This window comes from Streptomyces sp. NPDC004065 (assembly GCF_044903565.1).
Lineage (GTDB): Bacteria > Actinomycetota > Actinomycetes > Streptomycetales > Streptomycetaceae > Streptomyces.
This window is the reverse complement of record NZ_JBJDQT010000035.1, coordinates 33,828-59,541: the sequence shown is the minus strand read 5'-3', so window position 1 is coordinate 59,541 and position 25,714 is coordinate 33,828. Positions and strand designations below refer to the sequence as shown.

The following is a 25,714-nucleotide window of genomic DNA, read 5'->3' as shown; positions in this document are numbered from 1 at the left end:
GCCGGGCGGTGCTTGCCTTCCCCCCTCGGCGAACGAAACATCCCTTTTGTTGCTTCCGTACGCCGAAAGGGATGACCCGATGAGAGCTGCCGCCGTGTGGACGGCCGCAGGATCCCTGGTCCTGACCGCCCTCGCCGCGACCCCGGCGGGCGGTGCCGTCCCGGCCCCCGGTGCGCAGGCCGGGCCGGGACCGGCCGGTTCGCCCGGGTTCGCCGCCGCCGATCCGCGGCGGACCGCGGCGGCCGAACAGCGGGGCGTCCGGGTGGCCGCCGCCCGCGCCCGGGCGGCCGGCATCCGCTTCGGCGCCTGCCCGGACGCGCGGGACATGCCGGCCACCGTGGAGTGCGGCACCGTGACCGTCCCCCTCGACTACGCGCACCCCGACGGCCGTACGATCCGGCTCACCGTGAGCCGGGCGCGGGCCACCCACCGGGACCCGCGCAACAGCAAGCGCAAGGTGCCCCGGCAGGGCGCCCTCGTCTACAACCCGGGCGGACCCGGCGGCGACGGGATGTCCTTCCCGGTGGTCGGCCTGCTGCCCGAGTGGAAGCGGGTCGCCGCCGCCTACGACCTGGTCGGCTACGCCCCGCGCGGGGTGGGGCGCTCGGCCCCGCTGTCCTGCGAGGACCCCAAGGGGTTCTTCAAGGCGCCGTCGGCCGCCCCGACCCACCCCTCACAGGCGTACAAGGAGCGGCGGATCGCCGAGGCCAGGGCCTACGCCCAGGGCTGCGCACGGCGCGCGGGAGCGGCCCTGCGGCACTACACCTCCCTGAACAACGCCCGTGACCTCGACGTCCTGCGCGCGGCGCTCGGCGAGGACCGGCTGACGTATCTGGGCGCCTCCTACGGCACGTACTTCGGCGCGCTGTACGCGACGCTGTTCCCCACGCATGTGCGGCGGATGGTGTTCGACTCGGCGGTGAACCCGGACCCGGCCCGCGTCTGGTACCGCAACAACCTCGCCCAGTCGGCCGCGTTCGAGGCGCGCTGGGCGGACTTCCGGGAGTGGGTGGCCCGGCACGACGGGGTCTTCCGGCTCGGCCGCACGGCCGACGAGGTGCAGGCCGCCTACGACCTGGCGCGGCAGCGCCTGGCGCACAAGCCGGCGGGCGGCACGGTGGGTCCGGGCCAGCTCCAGGGCGCGTTCCTGACCACCGGGTACTACGACGACGCCTGGCCGGCCGGCGCGCGAGCCCTGTCGGCCTACCTGAAGGGCGACGAGAAGCCGCTGGTGGCGCTGGCCGCGCCGCACCGGGACGGGGCCGCCGCGGCGGAGAACGGCGCCGCCGTGTACACCGCCGTGGAGTGCAACGACGCGGCCTGGCCGACGGACTTCGCGGTGTGGGACCGGGACAACACCCGGCTCGCGCGGGTCGCGCCGTTCGAGACCTGGGGCAATGTGTGGACCAATCTGCCCTGCGCCTACTGGCCGGCGCCCCGGCAGCGGCCGCTGGACGTGCGGACCGGGCCGGGCGAGGTGCCGGCGGTGCTGGTCCTGGCCGCCGAGCGGGACGCGGCCACGCCGTACGAGGGCGCCCTGGAGCTGCACCGGCGGCTGGCCGGTTCCGCCCTGGTGACGGAGCGGGACTCGGGCACGCACGGCATCGCGTACGGCCCCAACGCGTGCGTCAACGCGTACGTCGACGCCTATCTGCTCCAGGGGCGCCTGCCCGGGCGGCGCGCGGGCTGTGCCCCGCACGCCGAGCCGCGGCCGGACGGCCCCACCTTCCAGGAGTCCCGCACGCGCCGGCTGCGGGACGCCCTGGCCGGCGGGACCGCGCGGCCGGCGGGCACCAGGTGATCAGGCGAGTCCGGCGACCAGGTCCGCGATGTCCTTGCGGCGCCCCGTGAAGAACGGGATCTCCTCGCGGACGTGCCGGCGGGCCTCGGCGCCGCGCAGGTGGCGCATGAGGTCGACGATGCGGTGCAGCTCGTCGGCCTCGAAGGCGAGCAGCCACTCGTAGTCGCCGAGGGAGAAGGACGCGACCGTGTTCGCGCGTACGTCCGGGTAGCCGCGGGCCATCTTCCCGTGGTCGGCGAGCATCCGGCGGCGGTCCTCGTCGGGCAGCAGGTACCACTCGTAGGAGCGCACGAACGGGTAGACGCTGACGTAGGCGCGCGGCGTCTCGTCGGCGAGGAACGCCGGGATGTGCGAGCGGTTGAACTCGGCGGGACGGTGCAGCGCCATGTTGGACCACACCGGCTCCAGCGCCCGGCCCAGCCGCGTGCGGCGGAAGAGGTTGTACGCCTCCTGCAGCCGGTCGCTGGTCTCGGCGTGCCACCAGATCATCAGGTCGGCGTCGGCGCGCATGCCCGACAGGTCGTAGGTGCCGCGGACGGTCACGTCCTTGGCGGCGAGCTGGTCGAACAGCTCCTGGACCTCGTCCGCCCAGCCCGCGCGGTCCTCGGGCAGCACGTCCCGCAGTTTGAAGACGGACCACAGCGTGTAGCGGATGACCTCGTTGAGGTCCTTGGCCAGCTTGCCCTTGTTGGGGATCCTGGCGGGCCCGGTGGTGGGAGCATCGTCACTCATGGGGCTATTCTCCCGCTCCGCCGTGCAGGCTCTGCACCGGGTGGGCGGTGAGCTCCTGCACACCGCGGAAGCCGCCCGCGAGCTGGTCCGCCGCGGCGTGGGCGCTCGCGACGCAGGCCGGGATGCCCACGCCGTCGTAGGCCGCTCCGCACAGCGCGATCCCCGGCAGCTTGCCGACGTGTTCGCGGATGCGGACCACGCGCGCGTGGTGGCCGACCGGGTACTGGGGCAGGCCGTCGGTCCACCGGGTGACGCGGGCCGCCACCGGCGCGGCGTCCAGGCCGGTGGCCTCCCGCAGGTCGTGCCGGGCGACGTCCACCAGGTCGGCGTCCTCCCGCTCGAGGATCTCCGTCTCGCCGTACCGCCCCACGGACGCGCGCAGCACCAGCAGGTCCGGGTTCTCGCCGGCGATCCAGCCCCACTTCCGGGAGGCGAACGTGGACGCCTTGATGGTCCGGCCGTCGACGGGCGGCACCAGGAAGCCGCTGCCCTCGGGCAGGCGGGCGCCGTCCCGGCGGTAGGCGAGGGTGACCAGCGCCATGGAGGCGTACTCGACGGCCCGCAGTTCGGCGGCGGCCCCCGGGGACTCGGCGCCGAGCAGTCCGGCGGCGACCGGCGCGGGCACGGCGAGGACCACCGCGTCGGCGTGCAGCACCCGGTCGCCGGCGCTCACCCGCCAGAGGCCGCCCTGTCCGCCGTCCTCCCCGCGGTGCTCCCGGCGCAGCTCCGTCACCGGCGCGCCGGCCAGGATCTCGCCGCCGCGCGCCCGCACGGACTCGGCGACCGCGAGCGGCAGCCGGCCCACTCCGCCCTCGATGCCCATGAAGACCGGTCCGCTCTGCCGCGGTGCCGCGGCGGCCCGGGCCTGGACCGCGCGGACGGCCTCGAGCAGACCGGCGTGCTCGCGGGCCGCCTCGAACAGCTGGGGGACGGCCGAGCGCAGGGAGATGCGGTAGGCGTCGCCCGCGTAGACCCCGCCGAGCAGCGGCTCGACGACCCGGTCGACGACCTCGCGGCCGAGTCGCGCGGCCACGTACGCGCCGACGGCCACGTCGTCGCCGATCGGGGTGCGGGGCAGGTCGGCGTCGCGTTCGATGCGGGCGAGGCCCTCGTCGGACAGCACGCCGGCGAGGGCGGAGGCGGTGCCCGGGACGCCCATCACATGCCCGCGGGGCATGGGACGCAGGGCGCCGCGGGTCCAGATCGAGGCGCTCGCCGTGGCGGGGGGCTGGAGCAGGTCGCCCAGCCCGGCCTCCCGGGCCAGGGCCACGGCCTCGGGGCGGCGGGCCAGCATCGACTCGGCTCCCAGGTCGACCCGCACGCCCGCGATCTCCCCGGCCAGCAGCTTGCCGCCGACCCGGCCGGAGGCCTCCAGGACGGTCACCCGCGCCCCGTGCCCCAGCAGCCGGTGCGCGGCGGCCAGCCCGGCGATGCCGGCGCCGATGACGACGACCCGCCCCGTTTTCCTACCAGTTGTGCTCATGTCTTCACTCTCTCGGACACCGCTGACACTCCCGTCCCGCCCCCAGTGTCCGCCACGAGTCCCGACCGTGACCTCATCGGGACCCTTTCCGGCCAACGTCCGGCGGGGCCCGGGCGTCGAAGGAGCGTCAGTCCTCAGCCGACTCCTCGGGGGTGCACCGCACATGCGCGCACGACGTTCCGTCCGACCCGTTCACGCCCTGGCCGGGCTGCTGCTGGCCGCCGCGCTCGCGCTCACCGGATGCGGCGCCGGCGGCGGGGGCGGCTCCTCCGACAAGGCCGCACACGGCGGCGCCGAGGCCGCCCCCGGGGCCGGGGCCGGGGCCGGGGCCGCGCAGGACGCCCGGGGCGGCGGCACGCCCCGCTCCGGCGGCGCGGGCGGCGCGGGCCGGGCCACCGCGGCGCCCGCGCCGTCCGCCGGCCACATCATCCGCACCGCCTCCCTGACCGTGCGGGTCAAGGACGTGCCCAAGGCGCTCGACACCGCCCGCGCCGCCGCCGAGAGCGCGGGCGGCTACGTCGGCGACGAGACCACCAGCCGCGACGACGAGGGCCGCGAGCAGACCCGCGTGGTCCTGCGCGTGCCCACCGACCGGTACGACGAGGTGCTCACCGGCCTGGAGGGCACCGGCAAGCTGGTCGAGCGCACGGCCAAGGCGCAGGACGTCACCGACCAGGTCGTCGACGTGGACAGCCGCATCAAGTCGCAGCGCGCCAGCGTGGCCCGGGTCCGCGCGCTGATGGACCGGGCCACCCGGCTCGGCGATGTGGTCACCCTCGAGAGCGAGCTGAGCCGCCGCGAGTCCGACCTGGAGGCGCTGCTCGCCCAGCAGGCCGCCCTGAAGGACCGCACCAGCCTGGCCACCATCACCCTGTCGCTGTCCGAGGCGCCGCTGCCGCGGGCCGGCGGGGAGGACCGGCCCGGGTTCACGGACGCGCTGGCCGGCGGCTGGCACGTGTTCGTGACCGTGGTCCGCTGGATCGTGCTGGCGCTCGGCGCGGTGCTCCCGTTCGCCGTGACGGCGGCGCTGGCCGTCCTGGTGTGGCTGCGGGTCGTACGGCCCCGGCTGCCGCGCCGCCCCGCCCCGGCCTGGCCCGTGCCGCCGGGCACGCCGGCGGGCCAGGTGCCGGCCGCCCGGCAGCGGCCGGGCGGGGACGACGGCACCGGGACCGGCGCCGGAACGGCTGCCGGGACCGGCACGGGGACGGCTGCCGGGACCGGCACGGGAGCGGGCGCCGGGACCGGCACGGGGACGGGCGCCGGGACCGGCACGGGGACGGGCGCCGGGACCGGCACGGGAACAGGTACCGGAACAGCCGGCGCAACCGGTACCGGAACAGGCAGCGCAACCGGCGGCGCGGACGCCGGGGAGCGGGGCGGCCGGGACTGAGCCGCGGGACCGCCGTAGCGTGTCCGCATGAGCATGAGCGGTGCGGGCGGGGCGGACGGCGCGGGCGGTACCAGGGGCCCGAGGGAACGGCTGGTGGTGATCGGCGCCGACGCCGCGGGCATGTCCGCGGCGTCCCAGGCCCGCCGGCTGCGCGGGCCGGACGAGCTGGAGATCGTGGCCTTCGAGCGCGGCCACTTCTCCTCCTACTCGGCGTGCGGCATCCCGTACTGGGTGGGCGGCGACGTCGTGGAGCGGGACCGGCTGATCGCCCGCACCCCGGCCGAGCACCGCGCACGGGACATCGATCTGCGGATGCGCACCGAGGTCACCGCCGTCGACGTGGCCGCGCGCCGGGTCCGCACGCGGGACGTCGGCTCCGGGGCCGAGTCCTGGACCGCCTACGACAAGCTGGTGATCGCGACCGGTGCGCGGCCGGTGCGCCCCGACCTGCCCGGTGCCAACGCGCCCGGGGTGCACGGCGTGCAGAGCCTGGACGACGGTCAGGCGCTGCTGGACACCCTGGCACGCGCGCGGGGCCGCCGCGCGGTGGTGGTCGGCGCGGGCTACATCGGGGTCGAGATGGCCGAGGCCCTGATAAAACGCGGCTACGAGGTGACGGTCGTCAACCGGGGCAGCGAGCCGATGTCCACGCTCGACGCGGACATGGGCCGGCTGGTGCGCGAGGCCATGGAGGGCCTCGGCATCACCATGGCCGGCGGCGCCGAGGTGACCAAGGTGCTCACCGGTCAGGACGGCCGGGCGCGCGCGGTCGCCACCGAGGACGCCGAGTACCCGGCCGACGTGGTGGTGCTGGGCATCGGCGTGCGCCCGGAGACGGGCCTGGCGCGGGCGGCCGGACTGCCGCTCGGCGCGCACGGCGGGCTGCTCACCGACCGGGCGATGCGGGTGCGCGGCCACGAGAACATCTGGGCCGGCGGCGACTGCGTGGAGGTCCTGGACCTGGTCTCCGGGCAGCAGCGCTACGTCCCGCTGGGCACCCACGCCAACAAGCACGGCCAGGTCATCGGCACCAACGCGGGCGGCGGGTACGCCACTTTCCCCGGCGTGGTGGGCACGGCGGTGAGCAAGGTGTGCGACCTGGAGATCGCCCGCACCGGGCTGCGCGAGAAGGACGCCCGCCGGGTGGGGCTGCGGTTCACGACGGTGACCGTCGAGTCGACGAGCCGCGCGGGCTACTACCCGGGCGCCTCCCCCATGACGGTGAAGATGCTCGCCGAACTCGGCACCGGCCGCCTGCTGGGCGTGCAGATCGTGGGCCGGGAGGGCGCGGCCAAACGCGTCGACGTCGCCGCGGTCGCGCTCACCGCGGGCATGACGGTGGAACGGATGACGGCCCTGGACCTGGGGTACGCCCCGCCGTTCTCACCCGTGTGGGACCCGGTGCTGGTGGCCGCCCGCAAGGCCACCGCGAAGATCCGCGCCGGCGCCTCCTGAGACCCGCCGGCGCGGGCGGCGCGGCGGGCGCGCCCCGGCTGCGTGCCGCGCGCTCCGCCGCCCTGCCCCGCCCCCGCCCTACGGCGCCCTACGCCGTCCCGTTCAGCCTCGGCAGCGAGGAGACCGACGCGCTCGACGCCGTGGTGGCCGCGGGCTGCTCGCCGGCCGGCTTGGCGTGGGCCGCGGCCGGCCGGGTGGAGCGGAGCCGGTGGCTGACGGCCTCGTCCAGCGTCACCGGCCGCTGCATCTGGGACGCCAGCCGCCCCGCCTCCTGGCCGAGGCGGGCGACGTCCTCCCAGGGCAGCCGCACCACCAGGGCGATCTCGGCCTCGCCGTCGGGCAGGGCGTGCATGGGCGGAGCAACCCGTTCGTTCATCGCCTGTTCCTCACGTCGTCCCCGCGGGCCGCCTTGCCCGGGCCGCGGGCGGTTGACGGAACATACGGAGCCGGTGACAGCGGTGTTCAACCCGCCCGGCCGCACCCCCCGCACGCGTCCCGCCCGGCCCACCGCGCGCAACCCGCCCGATTCACCCCGGGCATCGGGGGCAGTACTTCCCTGTGGTCATCCCGGTCCATGACGTGAACCCGGCGCGGCGCACCCCTTGGGTGACGTACGCGCTGATCGCCGCGAACTTCGTGGTGTTCCTGTCCACGCCCGGCGTCTCCGGTTCCCTCACCGGCGGCAGCACCCTGGCGCAGCTGTGCCATCTGGAGGCGTTCACGGAGCACTACGCCCTGGTGCCCAGGGAGCTGATCCACCATCAGCTGCCACGGCTGGTGCCGACGGGCGGCATCGGGTACGGGCCGCACGGGCCTGGCTGCGTGCTGGCGCCGCCCCCGTACGGCAAGTCCCCGGAGCTGTCGGTCCTCACGTCGATGTTCCTGCACGGCAGCTGGCTGCACCTGCTGGGCAACATGCTGTTCCTGTGGATCTTCGGCAACAACATCGAGGACCGCATGGGACACGTGCGGTTCCTCTTGTTCTACGTGGTGTGCGGCTATGCGGCGGGCTACGGCTTCGCGCTGCTGAACGCGGACTCGGGGGAGCCGCTGATCGGGGCGTCGGGCGCGATCGCGGGCGTGCTGGGCGCCTATCTGGTGCTGTATCCGACGGCCCGCGTGTGGGTCCTCGTACCGTTCCTGATCTTCCTGCCGCTGCGGCTGCCCGCCTGGCTGGTGCTGGGCTTCTGGTTCGTGCTCCAGGCCTTCTACTCGGCCGGCCAGGGCGTCTCCCAGGCGGGCACCGTGGCATACGCGGCGCATGTCGTGGGCTTCGTCGCGGGCATGCTGATCGCGCTGCCGCTGCGCCCGGGCACGCCGCCCCCGCCGCAGCCGCGGCTGCTGTTCGGCCGGCAGGCCAGGCCCCGGCAGACCTGGTGAGCCGGGGCCCGGGCGGGCCGGGTCAGCGGGTGGCGGTGCTGGTGTGGACGAACTCGACCAGCCGCGTCAGCGCGTCGGGGTCGGTGGCCGGCATGACGCCGTGCCCGAGGTTGAAGACGTGCCCCTCCAGGCCCTCCGCCGCCCGCAGCACCTCACGCGTCTTGGTCTCCACGGCCTCGCGGGGCGCGAACAGGACCGTGGGGTCGAGGTTGCCCTGGAGCGCCTTGCCGGGGCCCACCCGGCGGGCGGCCTCGTCGAGCGGGACGCGCCAGTCGACGCCCACGACGTCCGCGCCGGCCTCGCCCATCAGTCCGAGCAGCTCGCCGGTGCCGACGCCGAAGTGGATGCGCGGCACCCCGTACCCGGCGACCGCGCCGAAGACCTTGGCGGAGGCGGGCAGCACCGAGCGGCGGTAGTCGGCCGGGGGCAGCGCGCCGGCCCAGGAGTCGAAGAGCTGGACGGCACTGGCGCCCGCCTCGATCTGCACCTTCAGGAAGGCGGCCGTGATGGCGGCGAGCCGGTCCAGCAGGTCGGCCCACAGCCGCGGGTCGCCGTACATCATCGCCTTGGCGTTCTCGTAGGTGCGGGACGGGCCGCCCTCCACGAGGTAGCTGGCCAGGGTGAACGGGGCGCCGGCGAAGCCGATCAGCGGCGTCGCGCCGAGTTCGCCGGTGAGCTGGCGGATCGCCTCGGTGACGTAGGGGACGTCCTCGGGGGTGAGGTCGCGCAGCCGGGCCAGGTCCGCGCGGGTGCGCACGGGCTGCTCGACGACCGGGCCGACGCCGGGCTTGATGTCGAGGTCGACGCCGATGGCCTTGAGGGGGACCACGATGTCGCTGAAGTAGATCGCCGCGTCGACGCCGTGCCGGCGGACCGGCTGGAGGGTGATCTCGGTGACCAGCTCGGGGCGCATGCAGGACTCGAGCATGCCGACGCCCTGGCGGACCTTGCGGTACTCCGGCAGCGACCGCCCGGCCTGGCGCATGAACCACACGGGGGTGTGCGGCACGGGCTCACGCCTGCACGCCCGGAGGAAGGCGGAGTCGTGGGTGGCGGTCGGCGGCCGGTGGCTGGTCTCGTTGGCACTCACGGGGCAAGTCTCGCACGGCCCCGGACGGCCCCCGGCCCGCGGTCCGCGGCCCCGGGGGCGGCGCCGGTGGCGGCGGCGGGGTGTCTTGCCCTGCACGAAGGCCCCGTTCCCCTTAATCTTCCCGGCATGGCTGCGGCTCAGGGACGACTGTCGGACGGCGCTGGCGGAATGGACGACCCGAAGGAGGGGGACGGGCATGCGAGCAGGGCGGATCACGCGCCGCTGCCCTTCCGGGCCGCCGTCGAGGCACTGAGGACCGCGCGGCTGCGGCCGCAGATCGAGATCGAGCAGGTGCCCGCTCCCCGCCGGCTCGCCCCGTTCGCGTACGCGATGGAGGCCACGGTCGTCGACGGTGAGCAGGACCTCGCCGACGGCCGCCTGGTGCTGCTGCACGAGCCGGCCGGGCACGACGCCTGGCGGGGGACGTTCCGGCTGGTGACGCTCGTGCGGGCGGAGCTGGAGCCGGAGATGGCGGCCGACCCGCTGCTGCCGGACGTGTGCTGGTCGTGGCTGACCGGGGCGCTGCAGGCGCGCGGCCTGGCGTACGGCGAGCCGAGCGGCACCGTCACCCGGGCCGGCTCCCACTACTTCGGCGGGCTGTCCTCGCGGCCCGCCGTCTCGCAGATCGAGATCCGCGCCTCCTGGACGCCGCGCGAGGGCCTGGGCGGGATCCCGGACACCGGCGCCCACCTGGCCTCCTGGTGCGATCTGCTGGCCCAGGTGGCGGGGTTGCCGCCGGCCGGTCCCGGGGACGCGTCGGTGGTGACGCTGCCGCAGCGGCGCGGCCCGCAGTCGCGCTGAGGCGGGCAGTCGCGCCGAGGCGGGCCGGGGAGCCGGCCACGGCAGGAGGCGGGGCCGCGCCCCTCCGCCGTCGCGGCTTCCCCCCTCCGCCGCGGCTTCCCCCGCTCCGGCCGCTTCCGCCCTGCCCTCCGGCCGCTCCCGCGGTGCCGGCCGCCGGCCGCCCCCCGGACTCCCGCCCGCGGCCGCCCGGACACCCGTACGGGCGCCTCACCGCCCCACCCGCCGTCCCTTTGTCGATACGGCCACATTCGGCCACGGACCGAACCCGAACGGCCCAGAACGGCCTCGAGCGAACCGATTCGACCTTCGGATGATCGACAGCGTGTCCGAATTGCACACATTAAAACTCACCAAATCGTGATCTTTCTCTAAAGGAGACGGGGTTTGATGCCGAAGACGACTGTGACCTTGCAAGCACGGTTCGTCACGGCTTGACCCCCGCAAGCCGGCCCCGTCCCCCACCCCCCAGGAGGCCTGGTGTCCGTTCTCCTCGAGCAGCCCGCAAGCCTGGTCGCCTACCGCCCGAACAAGCCGACCGCCATGGTCGTCGTGGCGGACCCGCGCGTCCGTTCCACCGTCACCCGTCATCTGTGGGCGCTCGGAGTCCGTGACGTCATCGAGGCGTCGTCCGTCGCGGAGGCCCGCCCCCGCATCGGCAACCCGCGCGACATCTGCGTCGCCGACGTGCACCTGCCCGACGGCTCCGGACTCACGCTGCTGTCCGAGACCCGTGCCGCCGGCTGGCCCAACGGCCTGGCGCTGTCCGCGGCCGACGACATCGGCGCCGTCCGCAACGCCCTGGCGGGCGGGGTCAAGGGCTACGTCGTCACCGGCACCCGCACCAACGTCGGGCTCCCCACCCGGCCCGGTGCCGCCCCGATCGGCGCCGCCGCCGCGCGCCTGCACCGCCGCCCCCCGGGTGCCCCGAGCCACCCGGGCGGCTACCGCGAGCTGTCCGGCCGCGAGGTGGAGGTGCTGCGACTGGTCGCCGAGGGGCAGTCGAACAAGGCGATCGGCGTCTCGATGGGCCTGTCCGCGCTGACCGTCAAGAGCCATCTGGCGCGCATCGCCCGCAAGCTCGGCACGGGCGACCGCGCCGGCATGGTGGCGGTCGCCCTGCGCACCGGCATCATCCACTGACCGTCCGCCGTCATCCACCGACCGTCCGCCGTACGACCCGCACGCCCCGGCCGGCCCCGCCCCGTCCCCTCATCGGCCGCATCGCCCCCGTCCCCGGTCGCCCCGCTTCCCCCCGTCCCCCGTCCCACGCCCTCCCGTCACCCGTTCTCCCCGTTCTCCCACGTCGTCCCCCGTGCCGGTCGTGAACCGGACGTGTCGCCGGCCTGACCGGTTTACGACCCCCCGGCGCCCGCCGACGGAACGTTCCGTCGGCGGGCGCCGTCCATCCACGGATACCCTTGACAGGTGACCGACGCCCAAGAGACCGCAGCAGCCAGCTCACTGCACACCACCGGAGGCGCCCCTCCGGACGACGGCGGATCCTCGGAGACCGGGGCGCCGATCCCGCTGCTCGAGCCGCGCGAGGGCATTCCGCCGGTGATCGCCGACGCGTCCGCGCTCGCCCGGGCGGTCGAGGCCTTCGCCGCCGGTTCCGGCCCCGTCGCGGTCGACGCCGAGCGCGCCTCCGGCTACCGCTACGGCCAGCGCGCCTACCTGGTGCAGCTGCGCCGCGAGGGCGCCGGCACCGCGCTGATCGACCCCGTCGCCTGCCCCGACCTGTCCGCGCTCGGCGAGGCGCTGTCCGGGACCGAGTGGGTGCTGCACGCCGCCACCCAGGACCTGCCCTGCCTGCGCGAGACGGGCATGGTGCCCACCCGCCTGTTCGACACCGAGCTGGCCGGCCGGCTCGCCGGGTTCCCGCGGGTCGGGCTGGGCGCCATGGTCGAGAACGTGCTCGGCTTCGTCCTGGAGAAGGGCCACTCCGCCGTCGACTGGTCGACCCGGCCGCTGCCCGAGCCGTGGCTGCGGTACGCGGCCCTCGACGTGGAACTGCTCGTCGACCTGCGCGACGCGCTGGAGAAGGAGCTGGACCGGCAGGGCAAGCTGGACTGGGCCCGGCAGGAGTTCCACGCGATAGCCTCGGCGCCGCCGGCCGAGCCCCGCAAGGACCCCTGGCGCCGTACGTCCGGGATGCACAAGGTGCGCCGCAGGCGGCAGCTCGCCGCCGTGCGGGAGCTGTGGCAGACCCGGGACCGGATCGCGCAGCGGCGGGACGTCTCGCCGGGCAAGGTGCTCTCGGACGCGGCCATCGTGGAGGCCGCGCTCGCCCTCCCGTCCAACGTGCACGCCCTCGCCGCGCTGAACGGTTTCGGCCATCGCATGGGCCGGCGCCAGCTCGAGCAGTGGCAGGCCGCGGTCGACCGGGCCAAGGCGCTCACCGACTCCCAGCTGCCCCAGCCCGGCCAGCCGGTCACCGGCCCCCCGCCGCCCCGCGCGTGGGCCGACAAGGACCCGGCCGCGGCGGCCCGCCTGTCGGCGGCGCGCGCCGCCGTCTCGGCCCTGGCCGAGCGGCTGAGCATGCCGCAGGAGAACCTCGTCGCCCCCGACGCGATACGGCGCCTGTGCTGGGAGCCGCCCGCCACCCTGACCGAGGAGACCGTCGCCGGGGCGCTCACCGCCTGCGGCGCACGCCCCTGGCAGACGGAACAGGTGACCCCGTACCTGGTGCGGGCCCTGTCCCCCGCGGGCACGCAGCCGCAGTAGAGCGCGCCGCGGGGGCGGGACGCGCGCCGCGGGCGCGGGACGTGCACCGCGGGCGCGGGACGTGCGCGGGCGCGCCGCGGGCGCGGGACGCTTATGGGCGCCCCCGCGGACGGCGTGCGTGCGCGCGGACCCCGGGCGCCGTACGTGCACGGGCGGCGGGGCCACGGACGGTGTACGGCCGGCCCCGTCCCCCGGCTGTCCGGTGTGGTCCCGTCAGGTGACCCGGTGTGGCGCTCCCGGACGACCGGGTATGGCCCCCTCAGGTGACCCGGTGTGACCTTCGCCGCTCCGGCCGTGGGGACTGGGCAGTTACGTTACTCGTAAGTAGCATGGGCCTGAGCGCGCGCTCAGCGCAACGCAGCAGTGCCATCCCGCACCTGGAGGAGAGCCATCGTGCCTCGTACCGTCAGGGACGTCGTCTTCGTCGACGGCGTCCGCACCCCGTTCGGCAAGGCGGGCCCCAAGGGCATCTACCACGAGACCCGCGCCGACGACCTCGTCGTGAAGGCGATCCGGGAGCTGCTGCGCCGCAACCCCGGTCTCGACCCGAAGAAGATCGACGAGGTGGCCGTCGCCGCGACCACGCAGATCGGCGACCAGGGCCTGACCATCGGCCGCACCGCCGGCATCCTCGCGGGCCTGCCGACCTCGGTCCCCGGTTACTCCATCGACCGCATGTGCGCCGGTGCGCTCACCGCGGTCACCACGGTCTCCGGGTCCATCGCCTTCGGCGCGTACGACGTGGCCATCGCGGGCGGCGTGGAGCACATGGGCCGCCACCCGATGGGCGAGGGCGTCGACCCCAACCCGCGGTTCGTCAGCGAGAAGCTGGTCGACCAGTCCGCCCTGTTCATGGGCATGACGGCGGAGAACCTGCACGACCGCTACCCGCAGATCACCAAGCTGCGCGCCGACGAGTACGCGGTGCGCTCGCAGGAGAAGGCCGCCAAGGCGTACGCCAACGGCAAGATCCAGCAGGACCTGGTGCCGATCTCGGTGCGCCGCACCAACCCCGAGGCCGGCGAGACCGGCTGGGGCCTGGTCACGGCCGACGAGCCGATGCGCCCGGGCACCACCCTGGAGAACCTGGCGAACCTCAAGACGCCGTTCCGCGTGCACGGCCGGGTCACCGCGGGCAACGCGGCCGGCCTGAACGACGGCGCCACCGCCTCGGTCATCGCGAGCGAGGACTTCGCCCGCGAGAACGGCCTGCCGGTCAAGATGCGCCTGGTCTCCTACGCCTTCGCGGGCGTGGAGCCGGAGGTCATGGGCTACGGCCCGATCCCCGCCACGGAGAAGGCGCTGGCCAAGGCCGGCCTGTCCATCTCCGACATCGGCCTGTTCGAGATCAACGAGGCCTTCGCCGTCCAGGTGCTCGCCTTCCTCGACCACTACGGCATCGCGGACGACGACGAGCGCGTCAACCAGTACGGCGGCGCGATCGCCTTCGGTCACCCGCTCGCCTCCTCCGGCGTCCGCCTGATGACGCAGCTGGCCCGCCAGTTCGAGGAGCAGCCGCAGGTCCGCTACGGTCTGACCACCATGTGCGTCGGCTTCGGCATGGGCGCGACGGTCATCTGGGAGAACCCGCACTTCGACGGAGGCGACAAGTGAGCACCACCGCTGAACTCCTGAAGGGCGCGGCCGAGCTGTTCCCGGACGAGGTCGTCACCCAGGCGCACGTACGCCACTTCGACCTCCCGCTGGGCGCCGGGCGCTTCGCGCTCATCACCCTGGACAACGGCCACGACCACACCAAGCCGACCACCTTCGGCCCCCAGTCGCTCGCGAACCTGAACACCGCGATCGACCAGGTGGAGAAGGAGGCCGCGGACGGCGACATCGTCGGCGCCGGCATCACCGGCAAGCCGTTCATCTTCGCGGTCGGCGCCGACCTCAAGGGCGTGGAGCTGCTGAAGCGGCACGAGGACGCGCTCGCCATCGGCAAGGGCGGCCACGAGGTCTTCAAGCGGCTGTCGAAGCTGGCCGTCCCCACCTTCGCCTACTACAACGGCGCGGCGATGGGCGGCGGCGTCGAGGTCGGCCTGCACTGCACCTACCGCACGGTGTCCGCGGCCCTGCCGGCGTTCTCGCTGCCCGAGGTCTTCCTCGGCCTGGTGCCCGGCTGGGGCGGCTGCACCCTGCTGCCGAACCTGATCGGCGCGGACCGGGCCGTCTCGGTCATCATCGAGAACAGCCTCAACCAGAACAAGCAGCTCAAGGGCAAGCAGGTCTACGAACTGGGCATCGCCGACGCCCTGTTCGAGGGCGCCGACTTCCTGGAGCAGTCGCTGATCTGGACGGCGTCCGTCCTCAAGGGCGAGATCGTCGTGGACCGTCCGGTGATCGACCGCGGCGAGGCCTGGGACCAGGCCGTCGCCAAGGGCCGGTTCATCGCCGACTCCAAGGTGCACGGCGCGGCCCCGGCCGCCTACCGCGCCCTGGACATCATCGCCGCCGCCAAGAACGGCGACCTGCAGCAGGGGTACGACGCCGAGGACCAGGCCCTCGCCGACCTGATCATGGGCGGCGAACTGCGCGCCGGCATCTACGCGTTCAACCTCGTCCAGAAGCGCGGCAAGCGTCCCGCGGGTGCCCCGGACAAGAACCTGGCGCGCCCGGTGACCAAGGTGGGCGTCGTCGGCGCCGGCCTGATGGCCAGCCAGCTCGCCCTGCTCTTCCTGCGCCGCCTGGAGGTCCCGGTCGTCCTCACGGACATCGACCAGGAGCGCGTCGACAAGGGCGTGGGCTACGTCCACGCCGAGATCGACAAGCTGCTCGGCAAGGGCCGGATCGGCCAGGACCAGGCCAACCGCCTCAAGGCACTGGTCACCGGTGTGCTGGACAAGGCCGAGGGCTTCGCGGACGCCGACTTCATCATCGAAGCGGTCTTCGAGGAGATGGGCGTCAAGCAGAAGGTCTTCGCGGAGGTCGAGGCGGTCGCCCCGGCACACGCGATCCTGGCCACCAACACCTCCTCCCTGTCGGTGTCGGAGATGGCCTCCAAGCTGAAGAACCCCGAGCGGGTCGTGGGCTTCCACTTCTTCAACCCGGTGGCGGTCCTGCCGCTGCTGGAGATCGTCCGCGGCGAGCGGACCGACGACGCCTCGCTGGCGACCGCCTTCGCGGTGGCCAAGAAGCTGAAGAAGACGGCGGTGCTGGTCAAGGACGCCCCGGCGTTCGTGGTCAACCGCATCCTGACCCGCTTCATGGGCGAGATCCAGAACGTCATCGACGAGGGCACCCCGGTCGACGTGGCGGAGAGGGCGGTCGAGCCGCTCGGCCTGCCGATGTCCCCGCTGGTGCTGCTGGAGCTGGTCGGCCCGGCCATCGGCCTGCACGTCTCCGAGACGCTCAACCGGGCGTTCCCGGACCGCTTCACGGTCTCCCCGAACCTGAAGGCGGTCGTCGAGGCGGGCAAGCGCGGCTTCTACGTCTACGACAGCGGCAAGCCCGAGCTGGACCCGGAGGTCGCCGCGCTGCTGAAGCAGGGCGACACCGTCCTGACGGAGGAGCAGGTCCGCGCCCGCGTCCTGGACGCGGTCGCCCAGGAGATCGGCCTGATGCTCGACGAGGGCGTCGTGGCCGAGGCCCAGGACATCGACCTGTGCCTGATCACCGGCGCCGGCTGGCCCTTCCACCTGGGCGGCATCACGCCGTACCTGGACCGCGAGGGCGTCAGCGAGCGGGTCAACGGCAAGCGGTTCCTGGAGCCGGGGGTGGCCTCGGTTCCGGCGTAGCCGCACCCGCCGGGAACGCCTGAGGGGCGTGGGGCGGCCGCGGACCGGCATCTCGCCGGTCACGCGGTCCCCCGCGCCCCTCTTCGCCGTTGTGCGACCGCACGACGCCGGCCGCGGCGCGCGTGACCGCCCCCCTCACTCTGCGGTGATCGGTACGGTGACGCCGCGCCGCGGCCGGCGGGCCGGGGCCTTACGCCCCGGATGCCGCGAGTTGCGCGATGGCGGCCGTCGCACGGGCACAGTTGTCGCGGTCGCCGAAGGCGAAGAACGCGCGTGCCCGGTAGTCGTACTCCGGCTCACGGACGCACCCGTTGCCGAGGTAGCGGATCACTTCGTTCACCACTTCCTCGACGTTGCCGCACACCGGTCCGAAGCCGTCGTAGGCGGCCTCGAAGTATCCCTTCCTGGCGTGCTTCGCCCAGTACTCGTCCGGGTCGAACCGGGCGTAGACCAGCGGCGTGCCGAGATAGGCCATGTCGAAGTGGACCGAGGACCAGTCGGTGATGAACAGGTCGCACTGGCGCAGGGCCGTCTGGACGCTCACCTTCGTCTGGTCCAGACGCCGCACCCGGGGGTGGTCCGGTACCACCCCGTCGACCATGTTCCGCATCTCGTAGTGCGGGAGGAAGTCGAGCACGTAGTCGTAGTGCTCCAGCGCCTCCATCAGTTTCGGGTGGCGCAGCAGCTGCACCAGGAACTCCCGGTACGTCGACTCCCGGAAGATCGCGTCGACCGCGTCCTGGTCGGCGCCGTCCTGCTGGAGGTAGGAGGGGATCGTGAGGTACTTGCGCCAGGTGGGCATCAGCAGGACGCGCCGCCGGCCGCGGTCCGGCTGCAGCGCGTCGAACCGCGGGAAGCCCAGCGCCTTGGCCTGGTCCCCGTAGTGCATGTGCTCGGAGAAGTACTGGGCCTCGCGGTCGCTGGTCGCGAACACCAGGTCGACACCGGTCCGGTTGCGGTGCAGGGCCTTGCTGCCGTCCTCGTCCGTGACACCGTGCTGGAGGAACACCCGCCGGGCGCCCACGCGCCAGTTGAGGTGCTTGAGGTACTTCGTGCGGTCCCAGCCGTCGGGCAGCATGTACGAGTCGATGTCGTAGGCGTTGATGAGCAGCGACGCGTGCAGCATGAGCAGCTTGTGCTTCCAGGAGCTGTGCGCCACCACGTTCCCCAGGCGCTTCAGCTTCGCCCGGTCCGCGCTGTCCTTGTCGATGACGTAGTAGGCCTTGCGGCGGCGCTCGTGCGTGCGCAGATACGTGAACAGGTGCAGGCTGTTGTCCTGTGCGGTGTCCCGGCGTTCGCCGATCAGCCAGATCTCCTTGCGGCGGAAGAACCTGAGGGTGGCCCGCCGGATGGCGCGGGCCCGCCAGAAGGGCGCCTTGCGCTTCTTCTGGTCGTCGTCCAGGCCCTCGAGGAACTTCTCCCAGGCCTTGTCGCCGTTCCTGCCCTGGGCCTCCCGGACGACCAGCACCGCGTTGTCCTTGCCCTTCGACAGGGGAAGGACCCAGCGGCCGGCGACCTTCATGGGCCGGGCGCCGCGCAGCATCGCGGTGGTGGTCATGCACGGACGTGAGACGTCCCGGCCGGTGGTGCAGAACACCAGTTTCAGGGGGAACTCGCCGTCCTTGACGGCGCCGGCGGGGAAGACCGCCTCGAATCCGCCCCAGGCGAGGTCGTCACGCGTGGCCGCCAGGTCGCTGCGCCACACCTGCCGTGCGGGCACCAGCTGGCCGCTCTTCTCCACCCACAGCTGCAGCGGGTTGCGCATGGGCTCGTCCATCGGCAGCCCGTTGAGCACGAACCGGCCGGCCACGAGGATGTCGCCGGCCCGGGCATCCGCCTGGATCCGTTCCACGTGCACGCTGGTGGCGGAGATCTTCGTCAGCGGCAGCAGCGCGCTCGGCACCGCGATGTCGAGATAGAGGTCTCCGCCTCGTCCGTACACGCCGTTGATCGTCTGTCCCGGCCGCGCGAAGAGGTCGAACCGGTTCATGTACATGGCCAGGAACGGCACCCGGTGGCGGGTGTCGTGGGTGGAGGCCAGCACGGCGTCGGGGGTGACCAGGGTGTAGACGGCGCGTGCCCGCTCGAACAGCCGGAACAGTTCGTCCTCGGGCAGGACCTGCGGGGCGCGCAGCGCGAAGCCCTGGTAGCTGCGCACCAGGAACCGGTTGAGGACCTCCTGCCGGTGGCCGGTGAGCCGGCGGCGGAAGCTCATCAGGTACTCCTCCAGCAGGAGGTGGTCCCAGTAGTTCTCCGTGCGCTCCCACAGCTTGTCCATCGTGGAGTCCTCGGCGGCCCGCTTGCGGTACCGGTACACCGTGGTCGGCACCATCGCGATGCGGTCCGCGAGCAGCATGGCGGGAACCGAGAAGAAGGCGTCCTCGAAGTGCACGCCCTCGCGGAAGCGGATGTCGTTCGCGCGGATGAACTCGACGTCGAACATCTTGTGGCAGGCGCTTCCGCCGTGGATCATCTCCGGGATGTTCTCGATGCCCGGATGCACCTGGACCTGCTTGCCGAAATAGCGGAGCCAGGGCCAGTTGGTGGCCTCCGGGAACGTCTCCATCCGTCCGATGGTGAGCGGCACCCGCTCCTCGACCGCCGTCCGCCACATGCTCTCCAGGGCTTCGTCGGGCAGGACGTCGTCGGAGTCGCAGAACGTGACGTAGCGGGCGGTGACCAGTTCCAGGCCCGCGTTCCTGGCCCCGCCGGCTTTTCCTTCGGGATGCACGATCGCCCATACGTTCGGGTGCTGCGCGGCGAATTCGGCTGCGATCGCGGGCGAGCCGTCACTGCTGCCGTTGTCGACCAGGATCACCTGACAACGGGCGAACATGGTCTGCCGGGCCAGCGAGTCCAGGCACTCCTGGAGATATCTCTCCACGTTGAAAATGGGGACGACGACGGCGACGTCGTAGAGGGGATCGTTCACGTATGACTCCTGTTTCTGCCCAATACCCCATTTCTGGAGCTGATCCTGGTCAGTGCCGGCCCGGCTCGACGACGAGCCGGGCGTTCCCGCCTTCGGCGGTGATGCGTGCGAGGCCGTGGAACGCGTTCACGGCCGGTTCCTGCGTCAGGGCCGGGGAGACCGTGCAGGGCCGCGAGACGTCCCTGCCGCGGGTGCACACCACAAGACGCACCGGGAAGGATCCGGCGGGGAACTCCCGGGGGTCGACGGTGACGCTGAAGACGGCGCCCGCCTGGCCCGGCCCGTCGTACGCCTGTCCGTGGTTCACCGCCGGGAGCGTCCTGCCGCTGCGTTCGAACCAGACCTGCAGTTCGAGCTTGGCGAGCAGCTCGTCGGGGACTCCGTTGACCGAGAAGCGGCCGTGGACCACCGCGGTCCCGCCCTCGCCGGCGGAGACTCCCTCGATCCTGGCCGGGACGGAGGTGACCTTCGTCAGCGGCAGTTGCCAGGACGTGCCCGGGTAGTCGACGTAGAGGTCTCCCTCGCGGCCGTAGACCGAACCGAGGACGGCGGCCGGACGGTAGAAGAGGTCGAAGTCCCCTACGTGGAGGGCGAGGTAGGGGATCCGGTGCCTGGTGTCGTGCGTGCTGCGGGCGAACTGCTCGGCCGTGATGCCCCAGTACAGCGTGCGGCAGCGCTCGAAGAGCTGCCGGCAGTCGGATTCGCTCAGCACCCGCGGCGCCCTCAGCAGGAACCCCTGCACGCTGCGGATCAGGAACCGCTCCAGCGTCTCCTGCTGGTACGGCGTGAGCCCCTGGCGCATCCCCGCGAGGTACTCCAGCATCAGCAGCTGGTCCAGATAGTTCTGGGGCAGGTCCCAGATGGTGTCCATGACGGAGGTGCCGTCGCCGCGCCTGCGGTACTCGTAGACGGGAGCGTCGACCAGCGCGATGCGCTCCGACAGCAGCAGCGCGGGCAGCGAGACGTAGGCGTCCTCGAAGGCCGTGCCGGTGCCGAACCGGATGCCCTGCGCGCGCAGCAGGTCGAGGTCGAACATCTTGTTCCAGCAGGACGCCGAGTGGATCAGGTCGGGGACGTCGACGACGTTGTCCACGGTCTTGACGTTCTTGCCGAAGTACTTGTGCCACGGCGCCTTGACCGGCTTCGGCACATGCTTCTCCCGGCCCACGACGACCGTGGCCCTGGTTTTGACGATGGTGTTCCGCAGCACTTCCAGGGACCGCTCGGGCACGACGTCGTCGGCGTCCCAGAAGACGATGTACGGCGTCGCGGCCAGGTCCATGCCCGTGTTGCGGGCGTCACCGGCCCGGCCGTGCGGCTGCGACACCAGGTCCACGTTGGCGTGCCGGCCGGCGAATTCACTCGCGATCGCCACCGACCGGTCGCTGCTGCCGTTGTCGACGAGAATCACATGGGCACGCGCGAAGGCCGTCTGCGCGGCCACCGATTGCAGAAACTCGGCGAAGTAGTTCTGGACGTCACGGAACGGCACCACGACGGTGACGTCACGGTTGGCTTGGGACATACTTCCTCCTGGCACACCACATCATTGATTCAGCCCTCGCACGAGGCGGTCGATCGCTTCCAGCGCCCTCGCATTGTTGTTCTGGTCCCGGTACTCGAAGAACTTCTCCGCCCGCCGCAGGTACTCGGGCTCCCTGGTGCACCCTTCCCGCAGGTAGCGGACCACTTCGCCCACGACGTCCTCGACGGTTTCACCGACCGGCCCGAATCCGTCGCGACGGGCGTCGAAATACCCTTTCCGGTAGTGCCCGTCCCAGTACTCGTCGGCGTCGAACTGGGCGTAGACCAGAGGGGTTCCGAGGTAGGCGATGTCGAAGGCGGTGGACGACCAGTCCGTGATGAACAGATCGCAGCGCCTCATCGCCTCCTGCACACCGACCTCGTTCTGGTCGATGATCCGGACCCGGTCCCGTTCGGGAACCATGTCCCCGACCATGGCGCGCATTTCGTAGTGCGGCAGGAATTCCAGTGTGTAGTCGTACCGCTGCAAGGCGGCCAGCAGAGCCGGGTCGTTGAGGAAGCGGGCCACGAATTCCCGGTAGCTGGAGGCGAGGAACCGGTCGCGCATCGCCTGACGCGCCTCGCGGCCACCGCCGTCACGGCTGTAGGAGGCGACGGTCAGATAGGCGCGCCACGTCGGCATGAACAGGATGGTGCGCCCGCCGCGACGGGGGACCAGCGCGTCGAAGCGGGGGAAGCCGATGACCTCGACCTGTCCCTCGTAGCCGAGTTCCTCCGACAGGAACCACCCCTCGTGCCGGCTCACCGCGAGGATGAGGTCGACGCCGGTGCGGTTGCGGTGCAGGCCCTTGCTGACGTCCTTGTCCGTCACACCGTGCTGGAGGAACACCCGCCGGGCGCCCACGCGCCAGTTCAGATGCTTGAGGTAGCGGGTCCTGTCCCAGCCGTCGGGCAGCATGTAGGTGTCGATGTCGTAGGCGTTGACCAGCACGGACGCGTGCAGCATCAGCAGCTTGTGTTTCCAGGAGCTGTGCGCCACGACATGCCCGAGCCCCTTCAGGTGGGCCCGGTCGGGACTGCCGGCCCGGATGACGTAGTACGCCCCGCGCCGTTTCCCGGCGGTGCGGGCGTGGCGGAACAGGTGCCATCCGTTGTCCTGCGCGGTGTCGCCGCGCTCCCCGAACAGCCAGACGTCCCGGCCGAGGAGCAGTGGCTTCAGGGGCCTGGTCAGCAGGCGTATCAGGCGCTGCCGCCAGAACGGCCGGCGCCGCAGCACGTGCTTGGCGTCCTTGGCCAGGAGGCTGCCCGAGAGGCCGCGCCAGGACAGCCGGCGCGTGCCGGAGACCATCAGGACCGCGCGGTTGCGCCCCTTCCAGTGCGGCACGACCCGCGTCCCGCCGTGTTCGACGACGCGCGCCCCCCGCAGGTAGCCCGCGGCCACCCGGCACGGGGTGGCCACCTGGCCGCCCGCGGTGTCCAGCACCAGTTCCAGTTCGTGGACGCCCTGCCGCAGGGCGTCCAGGGGCAGGTCGGCGGTGAAGCCGCCCCACTCCGTGTCCGGCCGCGTGTTCTTCAGGTCCCGGCGGCGAACCTGCGTGGCGCGGACGCCGATACGACTCCCCCGGACCCGCAGGCCGAGGTCCCCCGCCAGCGGCCGGACCAGGGGCATGCCGGAGATCTCGAACCGTCCGGCAAGGCGCAGCGTCCCGGTTCCCGGCACCAGGCGCACGTGCTCCAGATGGGCGGTGAAGGGTGTGGCCTGCGCCAGTGGCAGCAGCCGGTCCTCCAGGTCCTCCGGCCGGCCGCCGAGGTAGAGACGGCCGTCGCGCACGGAGAGCCCGCGCAGCCTGGCCGCACGGTCCGCGAAGAGCCCGAAGTCCCCGGTGGTGAAGGCGAGGTAGGCCACGCGGTGGCGTGCGTCGGCGGTGGCCCTGACGACCGTGCCGGGCGGGACGTCCCGGTAGACGGCGCGGCACCGCGCGTAGATGTCCTCCAGCTCCGCCCCCTGGAAGAGGTCGGGTGCCCGGAGCGCGAAGCCCTGGTAGCTGCGCACCAGGAAGAGGTCGAGCACGGCCCGCGAGGGTTCCGGCAGGCGTGCGCCCAGCCCGTGCAGGTACTCCACGAGCCGGAGGTGGTCCCAGTAGTTCTGCCGGCGCGTCCAGATCGCGTCCATCGTCGAGTTCCCCGCGGCCCGCTTGCGGTAGCGGTAGACGCACGTGTCGACGAGGGCGAGGCGGGTGGCGAGTACGAGCGCGCAGACGGCCAGGTAGGCGTCCTCGAAGTGGACGCCCTCCGCGAAGCGGATGCCGTGGGAGCGCAGGTAGGACAGGTCGAAGAGCTTGTTGCAGGCACTCGCGCTGTGCACCAGTTCCGGCGCCTCGGCGATGCTGCCGAACGTCCGGTCGCCCTTGCCGAAGTGCTCCTTCCAGGCCCAGTTGGTCGGCTTGGGGAACGTCTCCATCGCGCCCACCACCACCTGGGCTCCGGTCGCCCGGGAGGCGTCCAGCATGCGTTCGAGCGCGGTGGGCGGGAGCACGTCGTCGGAGTCGCAGAACGTGATGCGCGCACTGGTCGCCCGGTCCATGCCGAGGTTCCGGGCCGCTCCGGCGCCGCCCCCGTGCCGTACCAGCACCGTGGCGTTGGCGTGCCGGCGGGCGAACTCCGCACAGAGCCGGTAGGAGCCGTCCGTACTGCCGTTGTCCACCAGGATGATCTCGCAGCGCTGGAACACCGTCTGCGCCTCGATGGACTCCAGGCACTCCGGGAGGTACTGCTCCACGTTGTGGACCGGCACGACCAGCGTGACGTCGTAGGGATTCATGTGCGTCGGGACTCACTCGCGGACGGTGCGGCGGGGAAGGGAACGTCATCGGTCGGCGGCATCGATGCTCCGTCCTGGTGCGGCGCGCCCCTCGAGGACGGTCTCGGGTTCCGGGAGTTCGTAAGGGCTCGGCACCGGGAAATACGCTCCGAGGAAACGTTCCAGCATGTCGCGCTGCGCGTCGGGGTCCGCCGACTCCACCGTGTCGTTCAGGCAGAAGGTGTCCATGTTGCGGTGGGCGAGGAGGGTGTTCAGGCGCCGCTCAGCGAGATCGGCCGAGAGGTCGATGTACCGGTACTGGATGTCACCGACCGTGGCGCGGGCGGAGTGGTAGGCGAAGTAGTGGTGCAGCGACGAGGCGATCGGCACGTCCCCGGGGGAACGGAAACGCGAGTGCCGGGTCGCGGCGTGCTGCTCCGGGAAGGACTCCTCGATCTCCCGCAGCACACTCCTGCGCAGCGCGTGCGGTGTGTGCTTCATCTTCTGGGAGATGGCGACACCGAACTTCTGCGCGATGAGCCAGCGGCTGTTCTTGCCGGCCGCGTTGACCGGGAGGTCGGCCGGGGTGACGGCGCCGCCCGGGATCAGCGCGGGCGAGGTGAAGAACTTGGTGATCCCGTTCGGGTGGAAGAAGTGGGCGGGAGTCACCGGCCGGCCGAAGAACACGTCGTCGTTCAGGTAGAGGAAGTGCTCCGAGAGCCCCTCGATGTGGTGCAGCTGGCTCTCGATGGCATGCGAGTTGAACGTCGGCAGAGCGGACGGGTCGGAGAAGATCTCCCGGTGGTCCACCACCCTCAGGTTCGCGTGCTGCGCCCGGAGCCAGGACGGGACCTGCCCCGCCGTCACGAGGTAGATGTTGCGCACCCAGGGGGCGTTCTGGTGCAGCGACCGCAGCGAGTAGCGCAGTTCGTCCCGGCTGGTGAACCGCGAGTCGTTCGCCGCCTGCTCGTGCAGCCGGTCCGCGGGAAACCCCTGGCGGGCGCGGTCGCGCGACGCCCGCCAGACCGGGTCCGAGTCGTCGACCCAGGTGTAGACGACGTCGATGGGGAACTGGTGGTCCTCGGGGAGGGGCACGGCGAACTCGGCCAGCGTCCTGGCGTTCCCCGTCCGGTAGGCGGGGGGTATGGGGCTGAAGAGACTCTGCGGCGCCCACTTGCGGGGGGCGTCGGACGGAACCGCGTCGATGACGCGGTTGGGACGCGGGGCCCGCAGCTCCCCTTCCCGGTCCGTCCACACCTCGACATCGCATCCGGCGGCCGCGCCGAAGACCAGCTGCTGGGTCGGATCGCACACGTACCAGGCGACCCGCAGCACCTTGTGCTTGCGCAGCTGCCGCCACGACCTCTCGTCGTCGCCCGGCTCCATGCGGGCCTCACCGCCGCCGGCCGGCCCCACATAGCCGGGCGCCTCCTCGAAGGCGAGCCTGAGCAGATCCTCGACCAGCCGCCGGGAGGCGGCGGGGACGGCGACGGCGGGCAGCCCGCTGCTCGTGCCCCGCACACAGAAGTAGTCGACGCCCGCCGCCTCCAGAACGGAGACCACGATGTGCAGGTTGCGGGCGCGTGCCGCCCACTCCGTCGCCCCCTCGACCAGCACCGCGCGCATGTGGCGGCGGCCGACGCGGACGACCCGCCGGACGTAGGCCGTACTGTGCCGGGGCGCCTTCCGCCTGCCCCCCATCGCCCAGACCACCGTGGCGGAGCGCACGGAGTCGGCGGCGGCGAGCGAGGACTTCACGGCCTTGCGGACCGGGGTCGGCACCCCGCGCACGATGCGCCGCCTCGCGCCGGTCGGGACCGCGGACCGGTACGCCGAAATCAGCGCTCCGGCCTCAGGATTGCCCGAGCCACCCACGCGGCATCCACCATCCATACCCGGCG

17 protein-coding genes are annotated in these 25,714 nt (G+C 72.8%); 9 read left to right on the top strand and 8 right to left on the bottom strand.

Going from position 1 to position 25,714, the window contains the following annotated elements; all coding sequences use genetic code 11:
- Window positions 1-79 precede the first annotated feature (79 nt).
- Window positions 80-1,801 carry an alpha/beta hydrolase gene (locus tag ACI2LW_RS29405; protein ID WP_404734274.1) on the top strand — a complete coding sequence of 574 codons (1,722 nt, stop codon included), beginning with the start codon at window positions 80-82 and terminating at the stop codon, window positions 1,799-1,801.
- Here the strand turns inward: ACI2LW_RS29405 and hemQ are convergent, their stop codons facing one another.
- Both hemQ and hemG read right to left on the bottom strand, forming a co-directional pair.
- Window positions 1,802-2,533, bottom strand: a complete 732-nt coding sequence (gene hemQ, locus ACI2LW_RS29400; protein WP_404734273.1) for a hydrogen peroxide-dependent heme synthase — start codon at window positions 2,531-2,533, stop codon at window positions 1,802-1,804. It abuts the gene before it with no gap.
- A 4-nt stretch (window positions 2,534-2,537) separates the two neighbouring features.
- Complete coding sequence (gene hemG, locus ACI2LW_RS29395) at window positions 2,538-4,016, bottom strand: protoporphyrinogen oxidase (RefSeq protein ID WP_404734272.1); 1,479 nt, start codon at window positions 4,014-4,016, stop codon at window positions 2,538-2,540.
- A 163-nt stretch (window positions 4,017-4,179) separates the two neighbouring features.
- Between hemG and ACI2LW_RS29390 the strand changes: the two genes are divergently transcribed.
- A complete protein-coding gene (locus tag ACI2LW_RS29390; RefSeq protein ID WP_404734271.1) occupies window positions 4,180-5,406 on the top strand; it encodes a DUF4349 domain-containing protein in 1,227 nt (408 codons plus the stop codon).
- A 27-nt stretch (window positions 5,407-5,433) separates the two neighbouring features.
- Window positions 5,434-6,861 carry an FAD-dependent oxidoreductase gene (locus ACI2LW_RS29385; protein ID WP_404734270.1) on the top strand — a complete coding sequence of 476 codons (1,428 nt, stop codon included), beginning with the start codon at window positions 5,434-5,436 and terminating at the stop codon, window positions 6,859-6,861.
- Window positions 6,862-6,949: 88 nt separating this feature from the next.
- Here ACI2LW_RS29385 and ACI2LW_RS29380 read toward each other — a convergent pair whose 3' ends face one another.
- Complete coding sequence (locus tag ACI2LW_RS29380) at window positions 6,950-7,237, bottom strand: hypothetical protein (RefSeq protein ID WP_404734269.1); 288 nt, start codon at window positions 7,235-7,237, stop codon at window positions 6,950-6,952.
- Between the two features lie 182 nt (window positions 7,238-7,419).
- On the opposite strand from ACI2LW_RS29380, the gene ACI2LW_RS29375 reads away from it, so the two are divergent.
- On the top strand, window positions 7,420-8,241 hold the full coding sequence (locus tag ACI2LW_RS29375; RefSeq protein ID WP_404734268.1) for a rhomboid family intramembrane serine protease: 822 nt from the start codon (window positions 7,420-7,422) through the stop codon (window positions 8,239-8,241).
- 22 nt (window positions 8,242-8,263) lie between these two features.
- Here the strand turns inward: ACI2LW_RS29375 and hemE are convergent, their stop codons facing one another.
- Window positions 8,264-9,331: a uroporphyrinogen decarboxylase gene (gene hemE / locus ACI2LW_RS29370; protein WP_404734267.1), complete on the bottom strand. Its 1,068-nt coding sequence runs from the start codon at window positions 9,329-9,331 to the stop codon at window positions 8,264-8,266.
- 126 nt (window positions 9,332-9,457) lie between these two features.
- On the opposite strand from hemE, the gene ACI2LW_RS29365 reads away from it, so the two are divergent.
- The 5 genes from ACI2LW_RS29365 to ACI2LW_RS29345 all read left to right on the top strand — a co-directional run bounded on the left by ACI2LW_RS29365 (window position 9,458) and on the right by ACI2LW_RS29345 (window position 16,596).
- Window positions 9,458-10,132, top strand: coding sequence for a DUF3000 domain-containing protein (locus ACI2LW_RS29365; protein ID WP_404734266.1), 675 nt, complete (start codon window positions 9,458-9,460; stop codon window positions 10,130-10,132).
- A 477-nt stretch (window positions 10,133-10,609) separates the two neighbouring features.
- A complete protein-coding gene (locus ACI2LW_RS29360) occupies window positions 10,610-11,272 on the top strand; it encodes a response regulator transcription factor (RefSeq protein ID WP_003972894.1) in 663 nt (220 codons plus the stop codon).
- 285 nt (window positions 11,273-11,557) lie between these two features.
- A complete protein-coding gene (locus tag ACI2LW_RS29355) occupies window positions 11,558-12,856 on the top strand; it encodes an HRDC domain-containing protein (protein WP_404734265.1) in 1,299 nt (432 codons plus the stop codon).
- Between the two features lie 393 nt (window positions 12,857-13,249).
- On the top strand, window positions 13,250-14,470 hold the full coding sequence (locus ACI2LW_RS29350; protein ID WP_404734264.1) for a thiolase family protein: 1,221 nt from the start codon (window positions 13,250-13,252) through the stop codon (window positions 14,468-14,470).
- The gene (locus tag ACI2LW_RS29345) at window positions 14,467-16,596 is read left to right on the top strand and encodes a 3-hydroxyacyl-CoA dehydrogenase NAD-binding domain-containing protein (RefSeq protein WP_404734263.1); all 2,130 of its coding nucleotides are present in this window, start codon (window positions 14,467-14,469) and stop codon (window positions 16,594-16,596) included. Before ACI2LW_RS29350 ends, ACI2LW_RS29345 begins: the two co-directional genes overlap by 4 nt.
- Window positions 16,597-16,786: 190 nt before the next feature.
- Here the strand turns inward: ACI2LW_RS29345 and ACI2LW_RS29340 are convergent, their stop codons facing one another.
- Genes ACI2LW_RS29340 through ACI2LW_RS29325 form a run of 4 tightly spaced genes read right to left on the bottom strand, consistent with a single transcriptional unit; the run spans window position 16,787 to window position 25,706 of the window.
- A complete protein-coding gene (locus ACI2LW_RS29340) occupies window positions 16,787-19,528 on the bottom strand; it encodes a CDP-glycerol glycerophosphotransferase family protein (RefSeq protein WP_404734262.1) in 2,742 nt (913 codons plus the stop codon).
- A gap of 49 nt (window positions 19,529-19,577) precedes the next feature.
- Window positions 19,578-21,053 carry a glycosyltransferase family 2 protein gene (locus ACI2LW_RS29335; RefSeq protein WP_404734261.1) on the bottom strand — a complete coding sequence of 492 codons (1,476 nt, stop codon included), beginning with the start codon at window positions 21,051-21,053 and terminating at the stop codon, window positions 19,578-19,580.
- A gap of 21 nt (window positions 21,054-21,074) precedes the next feature.
- The gene (locus ACI2LW_RS29330; protein WP_404734260.1) at window positions 21,075-23,834 is read right to left on the bottom strand and encodes a glycosyltransferase; all 2,760 of its coding nucleotides are present in this window, start codon (window positions 23,832-23,834) and stop codon (window positions 21,075-21,077) included.
- A 45-nt stretch (window positions 23,835-23,879) separates the two neighbouring features.
- On the bottom strand, window positions 23,880-25,706 hold the full coding sequence (locus ACI2LW_RS29325) for a stealth family protein (protein ID WP_404734259.1): 1,827 nt from the start codon (window positions 25,704-25,706) through the stop codon (window positions 23,880-23,882).
- Window positions 25,707-25,714: the final 8 nt, after the last annotated feature.

Bases quoted from the DNA above. Each gene is read 5' to 3' on its own strand.
- ACI2LW_RS29385 (WP_404734270.1), top strand. From the start codon at position 5,434: ATGAGCATGAGCGGTGCGGGCGGGGCGGACGGCGCGGGCGGTACCAGG.
- ACI2LW_RS29380 (WP_404734269.1), bottom strand. From the start codon at position 7,237: ATGAACGAACGGGTTGCTCCGCCCATGCACGCCCTGCCCGACGGCGAG.
- ACI2LW_RS29335 (WP_404734261.1), bottom strand. From the start codon at position 21,053: ATGTCCCAAGCCAACCGTGACGTCACCGTCGTGGTGCCGTTCCGTGAC.
- ACI2LW_RS29390 (WP_404734271.1), top strand. From the start codon at position 4,180: ATGCGCGCACGACGTTCCGTCCGACCCGTTCACGCCCTGGCCGGGCTG.
- ACI2LW_RS29365 (WP_404734266.1), top strand. From the start codon at position 9,458: ATGGCTGCGGCTCAGGGACGACTGTCGGACGGCGCTGGCGGAATGGAC.
- hemG (WP_404734272.1), bottom strand. From the start codon at position 4,016: ATGAGCACAACTGGTAGGAAAACGGGGCGGGTCGTCGTCATCGGCGCC.
- hemQ (WP_404734273.1), bottom strand. From the start codon at position 2,533: ATGAGTGACGATGCTCCCACCACCGGGCCCGCCAGGATCCCCAACAAG.
- ACI2LW_RS29330 (WP_404734260.1), bottom strand. From the start codon at position 23,834: ATGAATCCCTACGACGTCACGCTGGTCGTGCCGGTCCACAACGTGGAG.
- ACI2LW_RS29325 (WP_404734259.1), bottom strand. From the start codon at position 25,706: ATGGATGGTGGATGCCGCGTGGGTGGCTCGGGCAATCCTGAGGCCGGA.
- ACI2LW_RS29405 (WP_404734274.1), top strand. From the start codon at position 80: ATGAGAGCTGCCGCCGTGTGGACGGCCGCAGGATCCCTGGTCCTGACC.